This window comes from Poseidonocella sp. HB161398, from assembly GCF_005870025.1.
Classification (GTDB): domain Bacteria; phylum Pseudomonadota; class Alphaproteobacteria; order Rhodobacterales; family Rhodobacteraceae; genus Mangrovicoccus.
In genome coordinates this window covers 48,509-66,605 of record NZ_VATA01000024.1, presented here as the reverse complement: position 1 = coordinate 66,605, position 18,097 = coordinate 48,509, and the positions used below count along the sequence as shown (strand labels likewise).

The 18,097-nt window shown below is 70.6% G+C and carries 17 protein-coding genes; 12 read left to right on the top strand and 5 right to left on the bottom strand.

Annotated elements, in window-relative coordinates; translation table 11 throughout:
• Positions 1 to 34: 34 nt before the first annotated feature.
• Together queA and FGX59_RS18970 are read right to left on the bottom strand one after the other, a co-directional pair.
• Positions 35 to 1,108, bottom strand: coding sequence for a tRNA preQ1(34) S-adenosylmethionine ribosyltransferase-isomerase QueA (gene queA / locus FGX59_RS18975; protein WP_138468704.1), 1,074 nt, complete (start codon positions 1,106 to 1,108; stop codon positions 35 to 37).
• Positions 1,105 to 4,479 (bottom strand): AsmA-like C-terminal region-containing protein, encoded by a 3,375-nt coding sequence (locus tag FGX59_RS18970; RefSeq protein WP_138468703.1) that lies wholly within the window; start codon positions 4,477 to 4,479, stop codon positions 1,105 to 1,107. The genes queA and FGX59_RS18970 overlap by 4 nt, the downstream gene beginning before the upstream one ends.
• A gap of 63 nt (positions 4,480 to 4,542) precedes the next feature.
• Between FGX59_RS18970 and bcp the strand changes: the two genes are divergently transcribed.
• The 11 genes from bcp (at position 4,543) to FGX59_RS18915 (ending at position 14,433) form a co-directional block, all read left to right on the top strand.
• Complete coding sequence (gene bcp, locus FGX59_RS18965) at positions 4,543 to 5,004, top strand: thioredoxin-dependent thiol peroxidase (protein ID WP_138468702.1); 462 nt, start codon at positions 4,543 to 4,545, stop codon at positions 5,002 to 5,004.
• Positions 5,001 to 5,837, top strand: coding sequence for an alpha/beta fold hydrolase (locus tag FGX59_RS18960; protein WP_240722568.1), 837 nt, complete (start codon positions 5,001 to 5,003; stop codon positions 5,835 to 5,837). Before bcp ends, FGX59_RS18960 begins: the two co-directional genes overlap by 4 nt.
• A complete protein-coding gene (locus FGX59_RS18955) occupies positions 5,834 to 6,661 on the top strand; it encodes a ferritin-like domain-containing protein (RefSeq protein WP_138468701.1) in 828 nt (275 codons plus the stop codon). Before FGX59_RS18960 ends, FGX59_RS18955 begins: the two co-directional genes overlap by 4 nt.
• A gap of 81 nt (positions 6,662 to 6,742) precedes the next feature.
• Positions 6,743 to 7,999, top strand: coding sequence for a chromate efflux transporter (gene chrA, locus FGX59_RS18950; RefSeq protein WP_138468700.1), 1,257 nt, complete (start codon positions 6,743 to 6,745; stop codon positions 7,997 to 7,999).
• A 79-nt stretch (positions 8,000 to 8,078) separates the two neighbouring features.
• Positions 8,079 to 8,555 (top strand): SspB family protein, encoded by a 477-nt coding sequence (locus tag FGX59_RS18945; RefSeq protein ID WP_138468699.1) that lies wholly within the window; start codon positions 8,079 to 8,081, stop codon positions 8,553 to 8,555.
• Positions 8,556 to 8,694: 139 nt separating this feature from the next.
• Positions 8,695 to 10,089 carry a class II fumarate hydratase gene (fumC, locus tag FGX59_RS18940; RefSeq protein WP_138468698.1) on the top strand — a complete coding sequence of 465 codons (1,395 nt, stop codon included), beginning with the start codon at positions 8,695 to 8,697 and terminating at the stop codon, positions 10,087 to 10,089.
• A 99-nt stretch (positions 10,090 to 10,188) separates the two neighbouring features.
• Entirely contained in the window at positions 10,189 to 10,380 is a 192-nt protein-coding gene (locus FGX59_RS18935) for a DUF4169 family protein (RefSeq protein WP_138468697.1), read from the top strand.
• Between the two features lie 426 nt (positions 10,381 to 10,806).
• Complete coding sequence (locus FGX59_RS18930) at positions 10,807 to 11,034, top strand: ribbon-helix-helix domain-containing protein (RefSeq protein ID WP_138468696.1); 228 nt, start codon at positions 10,807 to 10,809, stop codon at positions 11,032 to 11,034.
• Positions 11,035 to 11,097: 63 nt separating this feature from the next.
• Positions 11,098 to 12,219 (top strand): hypothetical protein, encoded by a 1,122-nt coding sequence (locus FGX59_RS18925; protein WP_138468695.1) that lies wholly within the window; start codon positions 11,098 to 11,100, stop codon positions 12,217 to 12,219.
• The gene (locus FGX59_RS18920) at positions 12,216 to 13,322 is read left to right on the top strand and encodes a hypothetical protein (protein WP_138468694.1); all 1,107 of its coding nucleotides are present in this window, start codon (positions 12,216 to 12,218) and stop codon (positions 13,320 to 13,322) included. The genes FGX59_RS18925 and FGX59_RS18920 overlap by 4 nt, the downstream gene beginning before the upstream one ends.
• Complete coding sequence (locus FGX59_RS18915; RefSeq protein ID WP_138468693.1) at positions 13,315 to 14,433, top strand: hypothetical protein; 1,119 nt, start codon at positions 13,315 to 13,317, stop codon at positions 14,431 to 14,433. The genes FGX59_RS18920 and FGX59_RS18915 overlap by 8 nt, the downstream gene beginning before the upstream one ends.
• Here the strand turns inward: FGX59_RS18915 and FGX59_RS18910 are convergent.
• The 3 genes from FGX59_RS18910 to FGX59_RS18900 are packed head-to-tail and all read right to left on the bottom strand — an operon-like array spanning position 14,402 to position 17,658.
• The gene (locus FGX59_RS18910; protein WP_240722567.1) at positions 14,402 to 15,784 is read right to left on the bottom strand and encodes a cytochrome P450; all 1,383 of its coding nucleotides are present in this window, start codon (positions 15,782 to 15,784) and stop codon (positions 14,402 to 14,404) included. The genes FGX59_RS18915 and FGX59_RS18910 overlap by 32 nt on opposite strands.
• Positions 15,781 to 16,911 carry a hypothetical protein gene (locus tag FGX59_RS18905; protein ID WP_138468692.1) on the bottom strand — a complete coding sequence of 377 codons (1,131 nt, stop codon included), beginning with the start codon at positions 16,909 to 16,911 and terminating at the stop codon, positions 15,781 to 15,783. The genes FGX59_RS18910 and FGX59_RS18905 overlap by 4 nt, the downstream gene beginning before the upstream one ends.
• A gap of 3 nt (positions 16,912 to 16,914) precedes the next feature.
• Complete coding sequence (locus FGX59_RS18900; RefSeq protein WP_138468691.1) at positions 16,915 to 17,658, bottom strand: cytochrome c biogenesis CcdA family protein; 744 nt, start codon at positions 17,656 to 17,658, stop codon at positions 16,915 to 16,917.
• A gap of 92 nt (positions 17,659 to 17,750) precedes the next feature.
• Between FGX59_RS18900 and FGX59_RS18895 the strand changes: the two genes are divergently transcribed.
• Positions 17,751 to 18,002, top strand: a complete 252-nt coding sequence (locus tag FGX59_RS18895) for a sulfurtransferase TusA family protein (protein ID WP_138468690.1) — start codon at positions 17,751 to 17,753, stop codon at positions 18,000 to 18,002.
• The last annotated feature ends 95 nt before the right edge of the window (positions 18,003 to 18,097 follow it).

Genomic DNA, 18,097 nt, shown 5'->3' with positions numbered 1-18,097 from the left:
CGGCTCGGGCGGTTCCCCGCTTAGCCGGCCGAGGTTAGCCCCCGGTTGACGGCAGCAGCAGCGAGGCATCTCCGTAGCTGAAGAAACGGTATCCCGAGGCGATGGCATGCGCATAGGCAGAAAGCATCCGCTCGCGCCCCATCAGCGCCGAAACCAGCATCATCAGCGTCGATTTCGGCAGGTGGAAATTCGTCATCAGCCCGTCGGCCGCGCGGAACTCGAAGCCGGGATAGATGAAGATGTCGGTCTTCTCCGCGAAGGGCCGCACCTCGCCGGTCGCGCGCGCCGCGCTCTCGATCAGCCGCAGCGCCGTGGTCCCGACCGGGATGACCCGCCCGCCCGCCGCCTTCGTGGCGCGGATCTCGGCCGCCGCGGCCTCGCTGACCTCGCCCCATTCGGCATGCATCCGGTGCTGGGCCGGGTCGTCGACCTTGACCGGCAGGAAGGTGCCCGCCCCCACATGCAGCGTCACTTCGGTGAACTCGACGCCCTTCGCGCGGATCGCTTCCAGCAGCGGCTGGTCGAAATGCAGGCTCGCCGTCGGCGCCGCCACCGCGCCCGAATGGCGGGCGAAGACGGTCTGGTAGTCGGTGCGGTCCTGCTCGTCCGCGGCGCGCTTGGCGGCGATATAGGGCGGCAGCGGCATCGCGCCGACCTTGGCCAGGGCCTCCTCGACGGTCTCCTCGCCATGCTCCAGCCGGACCCGCGCCATGCCGGTCTCGTCGCGATCGAGCATCACCGCGCGCACGCCCTCGCCGAACTCCACCGCCTCGCCGTCGCGCAGCTTGCGCAGGGGCTTGACCAGCGCGGTCCAGATCTCGCCGCCCGGCTGCGGGTCGAGCAGCGTCACCTCGATCCGGGCCTGGCCCGTGCCGCTGTCGCTGGCGCGGTGGCGCAGCCCCGACAGCCGCGAGGGCAGGACCTTGGTGTTGTTCAGCACCAGCCGGTCGCCCGGGCGGAAGAGATCCGGCAGGTCGCCGACATGGAGATCGCGGAACGGCGCCTCCTGCCCCTCGACCAGCAGCAGCTTCGCCGCGCTGCGCGGGCGCGCCGGACGGGTGGCGATGCGGTCCTCGGGCAGCTCGAAGTCGAAATCGGCCAGCTTCATTTCGTCTCTCCGATCTTCGGCGGCTCGCGGCGGAAAAGTTCCCGGAACACGCCCGGCGCCAGGATCGACAGCGGGTTGGCCCGCACCTTGGGCGCGTCGAACGGCCCCGTCATGGTGAAGGTGATCCCCACCAGCCCCTCGCCGCGCCGGGTCATCCCGGCGCCGACGCGGTTCACGAAATAGAATGGCGATATCACGCCCTGCATGTTCATCGTCTTGCGTTCCAGATCCAGCGCTCCGTCGATCGACAGGCCGAGACTCGGTCCCGTCGCGGCTGCTTGGCTCACAACCACGCGCTCCGGCGTCAAGAGGAACTCTGCATCCACCTGGCCGAAAAACAGCCCGCCCTCCCCGGCCTGCTCGGCCAGGCCGACCACCGAGATCGCCGAGAGGATGCTGGCGGCGGCCGGGGCGTCGGTGACGGTCAGCCCCTCGATCTCCAGGTCGCCGCGGTAGCTGCCCGTCGCGCCGGTCGGGTCGAGCGTCAGATCCAGCGTCCCGCCCGAGGCCTTGGCGAAGAAGCCCGCGTCGCGCAGCGCATGGCCCGCATCCGCGGAGCGCACCCGGATGCGCGGCCCGGGCGAGGCGGCGGTCAGCGCGACCTGGACCGGCGTGCCGCCATTGACCCGGCCGGTCACCTGCCCCGAGACGCCGCCCGCCAGATCCACCGTGCCCGAAGCGCCCTCGAGCGCCAGCTTCTGCGAGGCGCGGATCCGCATCCCCTCCAGCGTCACCGGCCCGGCCGCCGCGCCGCCCGAGCCGCCGCCCCGCCCCCTGGGCAGCCCGGCCAGATCGACCGAGCCGCCCGAGAGCGACAGCGCCACCTTGCCGCCGCCGCCCGGGCGCAGGGTCAGCCCCGAGTCGAGCCAGCCGCCGAAGCGCAGCCGCGAGAAGGCCAGTTCCGACAGCCCGCCGCCCTCGGCCAGCGCCAGCCGCCCCTCGCCCGCAAGCCCCGGCGCATCGATCGAGAGCCGGTCGAAGGACGGCGCCGGGCCGAGCCGCCCGGCAAGCGACAGCGAGGCCGCCCGCCCGGCGGATTTCGACCAGCCGAGCGAGGGCAGCGACAGGCCCATCCCGCCGAGATCGGCCGTCAGCGACAGCGCCGCGGGCTGGCCCGGCGCAAGCTCCACCTGCCCCGTGGCGCGGCCGGTGCCGGTGACCTCGCGGCCGGTGACCGGCAGGCCGATATGGGCAAGCAGCTCTGCGTTGAGCGGCGCCTCGAAGCGCAGCTCGCTGGCGACCGCGCCCTGGCCCAGCGGACGGCTCCAGGCGACCTGCGCGGGGAAGCCGTCGAGCGTCGCCGGGCCGGAGATAGTCACCGCCTCGCGGTCGAGCGCCAGGTCGAGCCCCGGCGTCGCAACCTCGCGCCCCTTCACCAGCGCCGAGGTCGCAGCGTCGGCGATCCGGCCGGTGGCGCTGAAATCGAGCTTTCGCTCGGCCCGGTCCGGCCCCATCGGCACCTCGAGCGCCAGATCGAGCGTGACCGCGCCCGAGACCTCCTCCGGCGCCATCGGCAGCGTGGCGGTCGTGCCGCCGGTCAGCCGCGGCAGGCTCAGCATCGACAGCGCACTGCCCGCAGAGGCCTCGGCATGGCCCGCCACCAAGAGGGGCGCAGACTTGTCGGAGGTGTCGGACTTGCCGAGCCGCCCCGGCCCGACCGCCACGGTCCCGCCATCGGGCGCCGTCATCTCGGCCCGGTCGAGCGCCACCGCCAGCCCGTGATCCTGCAGCGAGAAGAAGCCCGACGCCGCGGCCAGATCCGGCACCCCCTGGTCGGCGGTCAGCGCGGTCCCGTCGAAGTGGAAGGTCAGCGCGGTATCGGGCTTGCCGGTATCGCCCATCCGCAGCGACAGCCGCGCCGCGGTGACCTCGCCGTCATGCACGTTCTCCATCGCCCATTTGCGCGTCGGCGGCGAGACCGAGGGCGGCCAGAGCGCCTCCACCGTCGCCAGGTCGAGCACATCGGCCGCGGCGTCGAGCTGCAGGCGCATGCAGTCGGGCAAAAGCTTGCGGCTGGGCTCGGCGGGCCGGGTGCAATGCGCCGGGTCGCGCCATTCCAGGCCGCCCGTCACCCGCAGCGCCGCCTCGGGCAGGACCAGCCAGCTCGGCCCGAGCTCGAGCGCGCGATCCGCGAAATCATAGCGCAGCCCGGCCTCGACATGCGGCGCCTCGACAGGCGCGGCGAGAAGCCCCGGCATGTCGAGCGCGAGCCCTTCGAGCGAGGCCTGCGCCGTCACCGCCGATACCGCGCCCGAGGGGGTCACTTCGGGCGTCAGCCGCAGCGCGCCCGAAAGGCTCAGCCGGTCGCTGTCGAAGCGCAGCCGGTCGACCATCAGCATGCTGCTGTCTAGATCGAGCACCAGATCGGCGCCGCCGCCCTCCACCTCGGCCACGCCGGCCTTGCCGAGCCGCACCGTGCCGTCGCCCAGCACCACGCGGCCGCGCAGCGGCGCCAGCGAGCCGTCGGCGCGCAGATCGGCGGCGAGATCGAGCGAGACCGGCAGATCCGCCAGCGGCTCGGCCGCGGCGGCCAGCCCGCTGCCCTCGCCCGGCAGGAGCTGCGCGGGCGAGAGGCCGCGCGCGGCGAAGCGCAGCTGCCCGGTGCCCTGCCGCATATCCGCCGAGACGGTCAGCGCCAGCGTCCCCGGCGCGTCGCCGTCCCCCGGCCCCGCCAGCCGCAGTCCCAGCGCCAGGGCGCTGCCCTGCCGCCCGATCCGCAGATCTCCGTCGCGGTTGTGCCAGGCCCAGCCGTTCACCCGGTCCTCGACCCGCAGGTCGATGCCGGAGATGCCGATCTCGGACAGCTCCGAGAAGACCGGCCGGTCGAGGATCGTGCCGAGCTGCGCCAGCGCCTCGCCGGGCTTCTGCACCGCTTCGAGAATCGTCGCCCGGTCCGCGCCCAGCCGCACGCCCCCGCCCGAGACCGCCAGCACCGCCGTCAGCCCGTCGAGCCGCAGCGCGCGCGGCAGCAGCTCGGCGCACAGCAGCGACCCGCGGTCGATCACCAGCGTCGCCGAGGCGAGGCTGACCAGCGGCTCGCTCTCGCCGCGGCGGTAGAGCGCCAGCCCGCGCAGCTCGGCCACCGGCACGAGGCCCGGGCGCAGCATCACGTCGAAATCGCCGATCACCGCCGAGAGGCCCTGCGCCGCCAGCCGGTCCTGCAGCCGGTCGCCCGCCACCCGCTCGATCCAGGGGCCGACCGGCAGCGGCCGCTTCTGCGCCACCATCGCCATCACCGCCGCCCCGGCCACCGCCACCGTTCCGAGGATCACCCCGGTCTGCACGATCCGGCCCGCGATCTTCAGCAGACGGGCGTGAAGCCGCCGCTTGCGGGCCGTGCCGCTCAGATGCTGGTGCTGGCGGGGATGCATGGGGTTGGATTCTGCCTCGATTCACCTAGAACTTGGGACGATTATCAGTTGCGAGGACCGACAATGCCAGAGACCGGCGATACCGCACCGGATTTCACGTTGCCACAGGATGGCGGAGAGGATGTCACGCTTTCGGCCGAACGGCCGGCGCCCGTGGTGATCTACTTCTATCCGAAGGACGATACCAGCGGCTGCACCAAGGAGGCCATCGCCTTCACCGGGCTGATGCCCGACTTCGCGGCGGCCGGCATCAAGGTGATGGGGATCTCGAAGGACACCGTGGCCAAGCATGCCAAGTTCCGCGCCAAGCACGAGCTGGGCGTGCAGCTGCTGTCCGACGAGGATGGCGCCGTCTGCGAGGCCTATGGCGTCTGGGTCGAGAAATCCATGTACGGCAAGAAATACATGGGGATCGAGCGCGCCACCTTCCTGGTCGGCGGCGACGGCAAGATCGCCCAGGTCTGGCGCAAGGTGAAGGTGCCCGGCCATGCCGAAGCGGTGCTCGAGGCGGCGAAGGCGCTGTGAGCGGAGACCTGCCGGTCGCGCTGCCCGAGCGGTGGCGGACTTCCGCCGGCACCCTGGCCACGGCCCGTCTGGGCCGCGGTCCGGCGCTGGTGCTGGCCCATGGCTGGCCCTGGTCGTCGCAATCCTGGCACCGGGTCCTGCCCGCGCTGGCGCGACAGTTCACCGTGCATCTCTATGACATGCCGGGCTATGGCTGCTCGGAGATGCGCGCGGGCCAGCCGACCGGGCTCGATGTCCAGGGGCGGGTCTTCGCCGAGATGGCCGCGCATTGGGGGCTCGACCGGCCGCTGGTCTGGGCGCATGACATGGGCGGCGCCACGGTGCTGCGCGCGCATCTGCTGCACGGGGTGGAACTGTCGGGCCTGGCGCTGATGAACGTGGTGGCGATGCGGCCCTGGGGCTCGGCGTTCTTCGACCATGTCGGCCGCCATGTCGAGGCCTTCCAGGGCGTGCCGCCGCATATCCATGCCGCCATCGTCGAGGCCTATATCGGCGGCGCGCTGGCGCGGCCCCTGCCCGCGGGCGATGCCGCAATGCTGGCCCGGCCCTGGCTCGGCGAGGCCGGGCGCCACAGCTTCTACGCGCAATTCGCCCAGGCCGACGAGGCCTTCACCGCCGAGATCGAGCCCGCCTTCGGCGCCTGCCGCTGCCCGGTGCGGGTCTTCTGGGGCGAGGACGATCCCTGGATCCCGCTGGAGCGCGGCGCCGCGCTGGCGCAGGCGATGGGCGTGCCGCTGGCACCCCTGCCCGGGCTCGGCCATCTGCCGCAGCTCGAGGATGCCGGGGCCGCCCTTGCCGCAGTGCTGCCTTTCCTGCAAGAGACTGCGCCATGACCCAGACGCTTGCCGAAATGGCCGTGGACGTGCTGACCACCGCCGACCCGATGGAGAAGACCGCGAAATCGCGCGACTATGCCGCCCGCTGGTTCGCCGCGCGCGAGGCCGGGACGCCGATCGAGATCGGCCGGGCCGAGGCGCCGCTGCGCCCGGCGCGGCCCGGACGCCCCGAGCTCTTGCCGCCGAAGGACGTGCCGCGGCGCCGGCCGGGCAGCGAGGCGGGGCGCAAGGCGCTCCTGCATGCGGTCGCGCATATCGAGCTGAACGCGGTCGACCTGCACTGGGACATCATCCCGCGCTTCGCCCATGTGAAGATGCCGATCGGCTTCTATGACGACTGGGTGAAATCGGCGGACGAGGAATCCAAGCATTTCCGCCTGGTCTGCGGCTGCCTCGAAGAGCTCGGCAGCTTCTATGGCGAGCTGCCCGCCCATGCCGGGATGTGGCGCGCGGCCGAGGACACGGTGGACGACTTCATGGGCCGCCTCTCGGTCGTGCCGATGGTGCTCGAGGCGCGCGGGCTCGATGTCACGCCGGGCATGATCGAGGTCTTCAAGAAGGCCGGGATGAAAAGCGCGGTCGAGGCGCTCGGGGTGATCTATGCAGAAGAAGTCGGCCATGTCGCCTATGGCTCGAAATGGTTCAACTTCCTCTGCGGCCGCGGCGAGCTCGACCCGAAGGAGACCTTCCACGCGCTGGTGCGGAAATACTTCCACGGCGCGCTGAAGCCGCCCTTCAACGAGGAAAAGCGCGCCGATGCCGGGCTGCCGCCGGATTTCTACTGGCCGCTCGCCGAGGATCTGCCCGCCCCCGGACGCTGAGCCCGCGGCACCCTGGCGCTTGCCAGCCGCCCGCCCGCTGCGCCATGCCGGAGCCATCGGCGGTCGGCGGGGGGCAGGCGCGTGGCAGAGTACCGGGAGCTCGTCTCCGCTTTCTGGCGGATCGGCATCCACTCCTTCGGCGGCCCGGCCGCGCAGATTGCGGTAATGCACCGCGAGCTGGTGGAAGACCGCGGCTGGCTGGGCGAGGCGCAGTTCCTGTCCTCGCTCAGCTTCTGCATGCTGCTGCCCGGACCCGAGGCGATGCAGCTTGCCACCTATTGCGGCTGGCGGCTGAAGGGCTGGCGCGGCGGGCTGATCGGCGGCGGGCTCTTCGTGGCGCCGGGCGCGGCGGTGATGGCGGTGCTGGCGCTGGCATATCTGGCCTGGGGCGCGCTGCCGCTGGTTGATTCGATGTTCCTCGGCATCCAGGCGGCGGTGGTCGCGATCGTGCTGCAGGCGCTCGTGCGGCTGGGACAGAAGGCGCTCGGCACGCCGGCGCGCTGGATCATCGCCGGGCTCTCCTTTCTCGGCATCTTCGTCTTCTCCCTGCCCTTTCCGCTGATCGTGGCAGGGGCTGCGCTATACGGCGCGCTCGCCGCTCCGTATAGCGCAGCCCCGGGCGGGGCCGCGCCGCCGCCCCCGGCCCGCGCACGGCTCCTGCCGGTGCTGGCCGTCTGGGGCGGGCTCTGGGCGGCGCCGGTGCTGCTGGCCCGGGCGATGGGCTGGGAATTCCTCGCCGCGATCGCCCTCTTCTTCTCGAAGCTCGCCGTCGTCACCTTCGGCGGCGCCTATGCGGTGCTGGCCTACATGGCGCAGGCGCTGGTGGCGGAGCATGGCTGGATCACTGCCGCGCAGATGATGGACGGGCTCGGCCTCGCCGAAACGACGCCGGGGCCGCTGATCCTGGTGACGCAATTCGCCGCCATGGTCGCGGGCGGCAATGCCGGAGGCTGGGGTCTGGCGCTGGCAGCCGGGGCGATGGCGCTCTGGGTGACCTTCGTGCCCTGCTTCCTGTGGATCTTCGCCGGCGCCCCCTATGTCGAGCGGATCGCGGCGCAGCCGCGGCTTTCCGGCGCGCTGCGGGCGGTGACGGCGGCAGTCTGCGGCGTGATCCTCAACCTCTCCGTCTGGTTCGCGCTGCATGTCTTCTTCGCAGAACAGGCGCCCATCGCCTTCGGACCGGTCACGCTGATGCTGCCGGAGCCCGGCTCGATCCGCCTACTTGCCGTGGCGCTTGCATTTTTCGCCGGCTTCCTCATGCTAAGAGCCAAGCAGGCGATCGGCCCGGTTCTCGCCATTTCGGCGGCCGCGGCAGCGATACCGGATCTGTTAACCTGATGTTGCGGCAATTCGCGCGATCCTCCCCTTTTCAATCGCCGCGGCATTCGGTTAGACGGGTAAGAAAGCGAGAGACATCATGGCCCGCACCATCGACTATGGAAATATGATGCACCGCGCGATGCGCGGACTGATCCGTCAGGTTCTCGGCGACATCGCCGATCACGGCCTGCCGGGAGAGCACCATTTCTTCATCACCTTCGACACCAAATGCGACGGGGTCGAAGTGGCCGATTGGCTCCTTGATCTCTACCCGTCGGAAATGACCATCGTCATCCAGCACTGGTACGACAACCTGGTCGTGGACGAGGACGGATTCCGCATCACGCTCAATTTCGGCGACCAGCCGGAAGAGCTCGCCATCCCCTACACCGCGATCCGCACCTTCGTGGACCCCTCGGTCGAATTCGGCCTGCGCTTCGAAACCACCGAGATGGAAGACGAAGACGAGGAGGACGACGAGGACGCGCCGATGGCCGAGGATGTCGAGCCCGAGCCCGAGGACAAGCCGCGCGGCGACGCCGAAGTGGTCAGCCTCGACAGCTTCCGCAAGTAGCGGCGCCCGCTTCGGGCGCTAACATCATGGCATCCCTCCGTTAACCGCTCTGGATGCGGCAATTCGGGCCTGCGGGGCGATTGCATGCGTCGGCATGCAGCGCTATTCCGCTTGCGACGCATGAAACGGAGGATGTTCCATGACCGACACCCGTACCGAGACCGACAGCTTCGGTCCGCTCGAAGTTCCCGCCGACAAGTACTGGGGCGCGCAGACGCAGCGCTCGATCATGAACTTCCCGATCGGCTGGGAAAAGCAGCCGGTGCCGATCATCCGCGCGCTCGGCGTGGTCAAGAAGGCCTGCGCCATGGCCAACAAGCAGCTGGGCGCGATGGAGGCGGAGATCGCCGACGCGATCATCGCCGCCGCCGGCGAGGTCGTCGAGGGCAAGTTCGACGACAACTTCCCGCTGGTCGTCTGGCAGACCGGCTCGGGCACCCAGTCGAACATGAACGCCAACGAGGTGATCTCGAACCGCGCGATCGAGATGCTGGGCGGGCAGATGGCGTCGAAATCGCCGGTCCACCCCAATGACCACTGCAACATGGGGCAGTCCTCGAACGACACCTTCCCGACCGCGATGCATGTCGCCATCGCCATGCAGGCGCGCGACGTCCTGCTGCCGGGGCTGCACAAGCTGCACGGCGCGCTGGAAGCGAAGTCCAACGAGTTCAAGGACATCATCAAGATCGGCCGGACCCACACCCAGGACGCGACCCCGCTGACCCTGGGCCAGGAGTTCTCGGGCTACGCCCACCAGGTCAAGAAGGGCATCGAGCGCGTCGAGGCCTGCCTGGGCGACATCTACGAGCTGGCGCAGGGCGGCACCGCCGTCGGCACCGGGCTTAACACCAAGAAGGGCTGGGCCGAGATGGTCGCGGGCAACATGGCCGAGATCACCGGCCTGCCCTTCGTCACTGCGCCGAACAAGTTCGAGGCCCTGGCCGCGCATGACGCGATGGTGATGTTCTCGGGCGCGCTGAAGACCGTCGCGGCGTCGCTCTTCAAGATCGCCAACGACATGCGCCTCCTGGGCTCGGGTCCGCGCTCGGGCCTCGGCGAGCTGATCCTGCCGGAGAACGAGCCGGGCTCCTCGATCATGCCGGGCAAGGTCAACCCGACCCAGGCCGAGGCGCTGACCATGGTCTGCGCGCATGTCATGGGCAATGACGCGGCCGTCGGCTTCGCGGGCTCGCAGGGCCATTTCGAGCTGAACGTCTACAACCCGATGATGTCCTACAACGTGCTGCAGTCGATGCAGCTGCTGGGCGACTCGGCCTCGGCCTTCACCGACAACATGGTCGTCGGCACCCAGGCCAACGTGGCGCGGATCGACAAGCTGATGAAGGAGTCGCTGATGCTCGTCACCGCGCTTGCGCCGACCATCGGCTACGACAACGCCACCAAGGTCGCCAAGACCGCGCACAAGAACGGCACCACGCTGAAGGAAGAGGCCATCGCGCTCGGCTTCGTCGACGAGGCGACCTTCGACGCGGTCGTCCGTCCCGAGCAGATGATCGGCCCCAAGGACTGACATCGTCCCCGGACCGGGAACAAAGAGGGGCGCGGCGGAACAGCCGCGCCCCTTTTGCGTTTCATGATACTCTCGGCTCGAACTTTCCGGAGCAGTTCCATGGCAGACAAGCCCATCAGCCTTTCGAAGTACCGCAAGACCCGCCAGCGCGAGGAGGCGCGGCGCCAGGCCGACCAGAATGCCGCGCGCTTCGGCCGCAGCAAGGCCGAAAAGGCCCGCGAGCGCGACGACGCCGAGCGCAGCAAGCGCGGCCTCGACGGCCATCAGCGCGAGCACGACCCAGAGGCCTGAATCGCCCCCCAGGCATGGCCGCACTCAATTTATGCGCGAATCCCGGGCAGTCAGTGCCCCTACGGAAACAATTCATTTCAAATTGGAAAGATTGCCCGTTCGGAAACAAATTTTTTACCATTTGGCAAGGTTTGGCTTAAAAACAGCCGGCAAGTTATCGTATATGCCTGCATCGGGATGAAGTTGCTGGCGCCCAAGCGCGCCGGAGCGGCGGCAGACAACCTGGGACCGGCCGGAACGGAGACATGGATGGAAGTTCCCGGGCAAGACAGGACACCTGGACGACGAGCGGCTGAAGAATTGGCCGAAACGCAGTTTCGCCCTAATTCTGGATAATGGGAGCAAGCCCATGCAAAATCATGGCCAATGCCCGTTCACACAGCCACCCCGGCTGCCGGGGAAGCCGCCGAAGGAGAAGCACGAAGTATGAGTAGTCGTCCGAAAAAGAGATCCTTGACGCTGAAAGGGCACCGGACAAGCGTTTCCCTCGAAGATGATTTCTGGTCGGCCTTCCAGGAGATCGCGGCAGAGCGGCGGCAGGCCGTCAATGCCCTCGCAGCCGAGATCGACGAGATGCGCGGCAACCAGATGGGGCTTGCATCTGCGCTGCGCCTGTTCATCCTGAAGCACTATCGAGATCGCGCCGGGAAATAACGCCCTTGCATGAGGGCGGGAAACTTGCTGAACCCCGGAGGCGAAGCTGTCCGGAACCTAGCGATGCCCGAACCCCTCTGCCTCAGTCTCGCCGGCGCGGTCCTGCCCGAGAAATCGGAGCTCCGCCGCCAGCACGTGCGCAAGCCGCCGCGCCAGAGCGAGCACTATCTCGAACGCTATGACCGGCGGACGCTGTTCTATGACTGCGTCTATCACAAGGCGGAGGGCCGCTACCTGTTCACGGCCCCCCGCTTCCTCAATCTCTGGCCGGAATTCCGCGACCGCCTGAGACTCGACGGCGAGCCCGTCCGGGGCCTGTCGCGGCACTGGTCCGGGAAATACGAGCAGGTCGCCATCGAGGCGCCGCGCGGCACGGTCTCGCTCGACTGGCCCGGCGGCTGGCGCATCGCCCCCCGCCCCGACATCTCCGACCGCTTCGCCGGGCTGAATGCCGTGGTGACGATGAACCGCGACAACGAGATCGGCTGGATCCGCGACTGGCTGGGCCACCTGGTCCGCAGCCACGGGCTGGAAGCGGCGGTGATCTACGACAACGGCTCCACCGCCTACGCGCCCGAGACGCTGGCTGCGGAAATCGCCGCCGTGCCCGGGCTGAAGGCCACGGCCGTGCTGAAGGCCGACTATCCCTACGGCCCGCGCGACAGCGGCAAGGGCTTCGAGGTCCGGCCGAAATTCCTGCAGCCTGCGCTTTTGAACCTGGCGCGCACCGACGTCCTGCGCTCCGCCCGTGCCGTGCTGAATGCCGATATCGACGAGATCGTGCTGCGCCGGGGCAAGGCGACCGTGTTCGATGCCGCCTGCCGCAGCCTGCTCGGCGCGGTGCACCTGCCGGGCAGCTGGGCCTATCCCGGCGAGGACGACCCGGCGCCCTGCGGCCACCGCTTCCATGTCTGGCAGCCCGCCGCGCCCAAGCGCTCCAACCCGAAATGGTGCGCAAGGCCGCGCGGCCCGATCAGCCGCGCCGGCTGGTTCGTCCACCATGTCGGCGGCGAGCTCTTCCGGCTGCTGCCGCCACGCCGCGACCTGGCCTTCATCCATTGCCGCGGCACCTCGACCGGCTGGAAGGGCACCGGCACGCGCTTCGCCATGCCCGAGGGCCTGGCCCGCAATCCCGAGCTGGAGGCGCTGATGCAGGCCGAGTTCCCGGCGGAGCCCGGCGCATGAGCTTCGTGCTGATCGACCGGCTGGAGGGGCTGTCCCTGCCCGCAGACGGCCCCCTGCGCCGCGATCCGATCGTGCCGCCCGAGCAGCAGAGTGCCGATTACCTGGCCCGCTATGACGACCGGACGCTTTTCTATGACGCCGTCGCGCTCGGCCCGAAGCACGTTCTCGTGACCGCGCCGGCCGCCTTCAACCTCTGGGACGGGCTCCGCCGCGGCTTTTCCTGGGAGGACGGCAGCCCGGCGCGGCTGTTCTCGCGCCAGCGCCTGCCCGCGACCGAGCTCCTGACCTTCCGCCGCCGCCCCGGCGCGCTGCGCTTCCGCCTGGGCCAGATCGACCGGCCGGTGCGGCTGCGCGAGAGCCCGGCCGCGGAATTTGCCGGGCTCAACACGCTGGTGACGCTGAGCCGGGACAATCCGCTGCCCTGGATCCGCGAATGGCTCGACTTCTATGTCCGCGCCCACGGGCTGGAGGCGCTGGTCTTCTTCGACAACGGGTCCGAGGCCTACCCGCCCGAGGCCATTGCCGAGACCGCCCTGGCCGCCGGGCTGAAGGCGGTCGCGGTCTACCAGGTGCCCTTCCCCTACGGGATCACCCTGCGCAGCCCGGACGGGCGCCGCAGCGGCATCCTGCTGCAGCCCTCGCTGCTCAACCTGATGCGGCGGGACATGGGGGCGCAGGCGCGCGCGGTGCTGAATGTCGATATCGACGAGATCATCCGCACGCCCGGCGACCGCTCGATCTTCGACCTGGCCTCGGAAAGCTGGCACGGCATGGCCAAGGTGCACGGCTCCTGGGTCTATCCCGATCCCGAGGCGGAGCTGCCCGCGCCGCAGCACCTCCATGTCCGCCGCGCCATCCCCAACGCCCGCTGCAACCAGAAATGGTGCGCCCGGCCCAACGGGCTGCTCAGCCGCTTCGGCTGGTCGGTCCATTTCATCGGCGAGCGGCTGAAATCCGTTGCCCATGCCGTGCCCGGCGCCGAGCTGCTGCATTGCCGCGCCACCACGACCGGCTGGAAGGACACCCGCCACCGGATCCCCGAGGAGACCGCGGCCGATCCCGACCTGGCCGACTATTTCAGGACCTGGCTACCCCATGACTGACCCCATCGTCACCGTCGTCCCGCTCAGCGGCTACCGCCTTCCCGAGACGGCGGCGCTGCGGCGCAACTTCACCCGCCCGCCCGAGCGGCGCAGCGACTACTACCTGCAGGCATACGACGACCGCACCGTCTTCTACGACTGCGTCTATCTCGAGGAGCAGCAGGGCTATCTCTTCACCGCGCCGCGCTTCCTCAACCTGTGGAAGCCGTTCCGCAGCGGGCTGCGCCTCGATGGCAGGCCCGCGGGACGGCTGCGCCGGGTCACCTGGCTGCGCTGCGAGCAGGCCTTCCTGAAGGCGCCCAAGGGCCGGCTGACGCTGGAGATCGCGGGCGAGACCGTCGAGATCGCCCCGCGTCCGGGGCTGGCGGCGGAATTCGCCGGGATGAACGCGCTGGTCGCGGTGTCGAAGAACAACCGGCTCGACTGGATCGCCAACTGGGCGAAGTTCCATGCCGCCGACCATGGCGCCGAGGCGGTGGCGCTCTTCGACAACGGCTCGACCGACTACACGCTGGAGGCGCTGGCCGCGGCCTTCGCCGGCACCGGGCTGAAGCGCGTCGTGGTCTATTCCGCGCCCTTCCCCTATGGCCCTGCCGACAAGTCCGGCCGGTTCGACGTCTCGCCGCGCTTCTTCCAGTCGGCGATGCTGAACCTGGCGCGGCGCGACGCGCTCGACCGCGCCCGCGCGGTGCTCTCGATCGATATCGACGAGCTGGTGCGCGGCCCCGAGGGCGCCTCGGTCTTCGACATGGCCGCGGGCCATCCGCTGGGCATGGTGACAATCCAGGGCAGCTGGGCCTATCCGGCCGAGGGCACCGACGGGCCCGCGCCGCAGGGCGCCCATGTCTGGCGCGCCGAGCCCGACCGCAAGTGCAACCGCAAATGGTGCATGGCGCCCCGCGGCGCGATGAGCCGCACCTTCGGCTGGGCAGTCCACCAGATCGGCGGCATCCTGCAGAACCTCTTCACCAGCCAGGGCAGCTTCCGGCTGGTCCATTGCCGCGCCTGCTCCACCGGCTGGAAGGCGAACCGCTTCCGCTTCCCCGAGACGATGGTGAAGGATCCCGAGCTCGTGGCGCTCATGTCCCGTCACTTCGGCGGCGGGGCGTAACCACCGCCATCAAGGGCGGCTGGCCGCGCAGGGTCAGCCGCGCCATCGGCCGCGGCGCGGGGCCTGCCGGGCGCAGCACCCAGTCGCGGCAGATCATCGCCGTCAGCAGCACCAGCTCCGCCATAGCGAGCCCGGCGCCGGGACAGGCGCGCGGCCCCGCGCCGAAGGGCATCCAGGCATCCCGCCGCGCCGCCGCCTGGGCGGGATCGCGCCAGCGCCCGGGACGGAAGGCGTCCGGATCGGGCCAATGCGCCTCGTGCCGCTGCAGATGCCAGGGCGACAGCACGATCTGCGCCCCCTGCGGAATCGCCCGTCCGCGGAACTGCTCGGGCTGCGCCGTCTGGCGCAGCAGCATCGGCAGCGGCGGATAGAGCCGCAGCCCCTCGCGCGCCACCGCCCGCGCCCGTTCGAGCCGCGACAGAACCGCATGGTCCACCGGCCCGGCCGAGAGCGCCGCCTCGGCCTCCTCGGCGATCGCCGCCTGCTCCGCCGGGTGCAGCGCCAGCAGGTAGAGCACCCAGGACAGCGCCGCGGCCGAGGTCTCGTGCCCCGCAAGAAGCAGCGTCACCGCCTGGTCGACCAGTTCCACCTTCTCCATCGGCTGCCCGGTCTCCGGATCGGTTGCGGCGAGGAAGCGCCCGACCAGATCGCCCGGCGGCTGCCCCTTCACCCAGGCGGCGCGATGGCGCGCCACCAGCCGGGCCACCATCTTGCGCAGCTCGCGCGCCGCCGCCCGCGTGGCGGGCTTCACCGCCGGCCAGCGCCCGCGCAGCCCGGGAAAGACCGCTGCCAGCGACACCAGCGGCGCGCTCGCCTGGTAGGCGTCGAAGACCGCGAGCAGCTGCCGCGCCTCCTCACCGGCCACGGGGCGGGAGAACATCAGCCGGAACATCACATCCGCGGTCAGGTGGCGGGCGAAGCCTTCGAGCGCCACCGGCGCGGCCCGGTCGGCACGCGCCTCCAGCCGCGCCAGCGCCGCCTGCCCCGCCCAGTGGAGATGCGGCAGCGCGCGGCGGGGCTCGATCTCCAGCAGGGGCGCCACCATCCGCGCCTGCCGCGCCCAGTCGGCCCCCTCGGACAGGAACAGCCCGTTGCCCAGGAGCGGCCCCAGCGCCCCGGCCAGGTGCGGTGATTTCGGGAAGTCGCCGGGCCGCTCCTGCAGCACGGTGCGGATCAGCCCCGGGTCGTTGATCACATAGGAGCGGAAGAAGGGCGTGCGGAATTCGGCCATCTTGGCACGGTAGAGCCGCGGCGACTGGGCCGAGAGGATGTCGCGGCGCAGGAGCCGCAGGAAGCGCAGCGCGCCGATCCGCCCGCCCCGCCCGTCGGGCTTCGGCGGCAGCCCGGTCACCCGCCCGCCTCCGCGCCGCGCCGCCCCGGCGAGTTCCCGCGACCCGCGAAGGTCTCTGCCAAGGTCTGCGGCCCGCAGGCCGTGCGGAAATAGTCGAAGCCCGAAGGATCGTCGAAGGCGCAGAGATACTGGTGGTGGCGGCGGAAGAAACGGAGCCTCATGGCCTTCAGCGTAGCCGCCGAGAGGCTCCGCGAATAGGCGGCCGAAAGGATCAGCGGACCGGGCCCTGCCCCCTCCGTCGCCGCCGGATCGCAGAGCGCGAAGCAGCAGGGATCGCCCGGCGCGGTGACATCGACCCAGGGCGTGCCGCCCGCCGCAACCTCCGCCAGATCCCGCCGCAGCTCCTCCGCCCCCGGCAGGAGCGCGACCATCGGCACAGACTGGCCGAGCGTCAGGAGCGCCGGGCGCGCCGCCCGCGGCAGCCGCGCCGCCAGCGAGACCGCCAGCCCCGCGCCGGAGGAATGGCCGATCAGCAGCATCTCGTCGGCCTCGCCTTCCGCGGCCGCGATCTCCGCGGCGAAACCGTCGAGCCGGGCGGACAGCTGCGGGTCCATCGCCCCGCCATCCCGGCACCAGTAATGGATGTCGGCCAGGAGGTAGGAGACATAGAGCCGCCGGTCGGCCCGCGCGAAAAGCCGCGCCTCGGCCCAGATCGCCAGCGCGGAAAGCGCCAGCCCGGTCCAGAGGCCGAGGATCCGGCAGGCCGCCGCCGCGAAAAGCGCCAGCAGGAGCGCCCTGAGCATCAGCACGGCGATCGGCCAGAGGCAGGCGAGGACCGGCCCCCGCCGCAGCCGCCACAGCCGCCCGGCCGTGCCGCTGCCCAGATAGGCGCGGAGGATCCGCAGGCTGCGTCCCGCCAGCACGCGCCAGCCGGTGGCCATTTCCGGACGCACCAGATCGGACCAGTCGAGCAGGCGGAATTCGGTCAGGGTCGCCGCGCCGTCCTCCGCGAAGCGCGCCTGCCAGCGGTCAGGGCCGGCACCCGGCAGCATCTCCAGGGCATAGCCCGCGATCGCCGCCTGGCGCGGCGCCTCGCGGCGGAAGAGCTCGCGGTAGCGCCTGGGCGGGTTCGGATCGAATCCCGGCAGGAAGAAAACCAGCCGGCGCCGGACCCGCCCGCGGGCCATGCGCTAGCCCAGGAGCGCGAGGCCCGGGAAGGTCTCGAGAAGCCAGAAGGAGAAGGCGCTGAACTGCCCCGTGAGCATCATCAGCCCGACCGTCCAGAGGAGCAGGCCCATGACCCGCTCGATCTGCTCCATGTGCCGTTTCATCCAGGTCAGAACGCCGCTCTGCGGGCCCAGGAAGGCCGCGACCAGCAGGAACGGGATGCCGAGCCCCAGCGCATAGACCCCGAGCAGGATCGTCCCGCGCGAGATCGAGGCCTCGGAGGCCGCCAGCGACAGGATCGCGCCGAGCTGCGGCCCGATGCAGGGCGTCCAGCCGAAGGCGAAGGCCAGCCCCAGCGCATAGGCGCCAAGCGCCGAGCCGCCGCGGTCCCCCGCCTCGACCCGGAATTCGCGGTTGAGGAAGGGCATCCGCAGGATGCCGAGGAAATGCAGGCCGAAGACCATGACGATGATCCCGGCGATGGTCGAGAAGATCTGCTGGTTCTGCAGGAAGAAGGCGCCGAAGGCCGAGGCGGTGAAGCCGAGGAAGAGGAAGACCGTCGAGAGCCCCAGCACGAAGAACAGCGCCGCCAGGATCACCCGCCCGCGCGCCTGGCCGAACTCGCCGACCGAGACACCGGACATGTAGGCCAGGTAGGGCGGCACGATCGGCAGCACGCAGGGCGACAGGAAGGACACCATGCCGGCGATGGCCGAGGCGAAAATGGCAGGCAGCAGCGCCGCGTCGATGATCTCGATTCCGAACATGCGACAGGTCTAGGGGGAAATCGCGAAAAGGTCACGGAGCGCGGCGTCACATTCATGTGGAATTCCGAAACACGGGGCGCTAGCGCAGGGGCATGAGCAAGCTGCCCCCGCCCGATCTCACCGTGGACGCCCTGGGACTGCGCTGCCCGCTGCCGGTCCTGCGCGCGCGCAAGCGGCTGGAGGCGCTGGCGCCCGGCCAGGTTCTGTGCCTTCTCGCCGACGACCCGATGGCGGCCATCGACCTGCCGCATTTCTGCGCCCAGGCGGGGCACGAGTTCCTGTCGGGTGAAGAGACCGCGGAGGGCCTTCGGCTTCTCCTGCGCAAGGGGCCGCCCGCGGCCTGAGCGGTCGCTGCCCCGGATGCCGGACCCCGAGGGCCGCCATCGGCCGGTGCCTGCCTCGGCCTCGGACGGCCATCCCGCCGCGCGGACCTATTCCA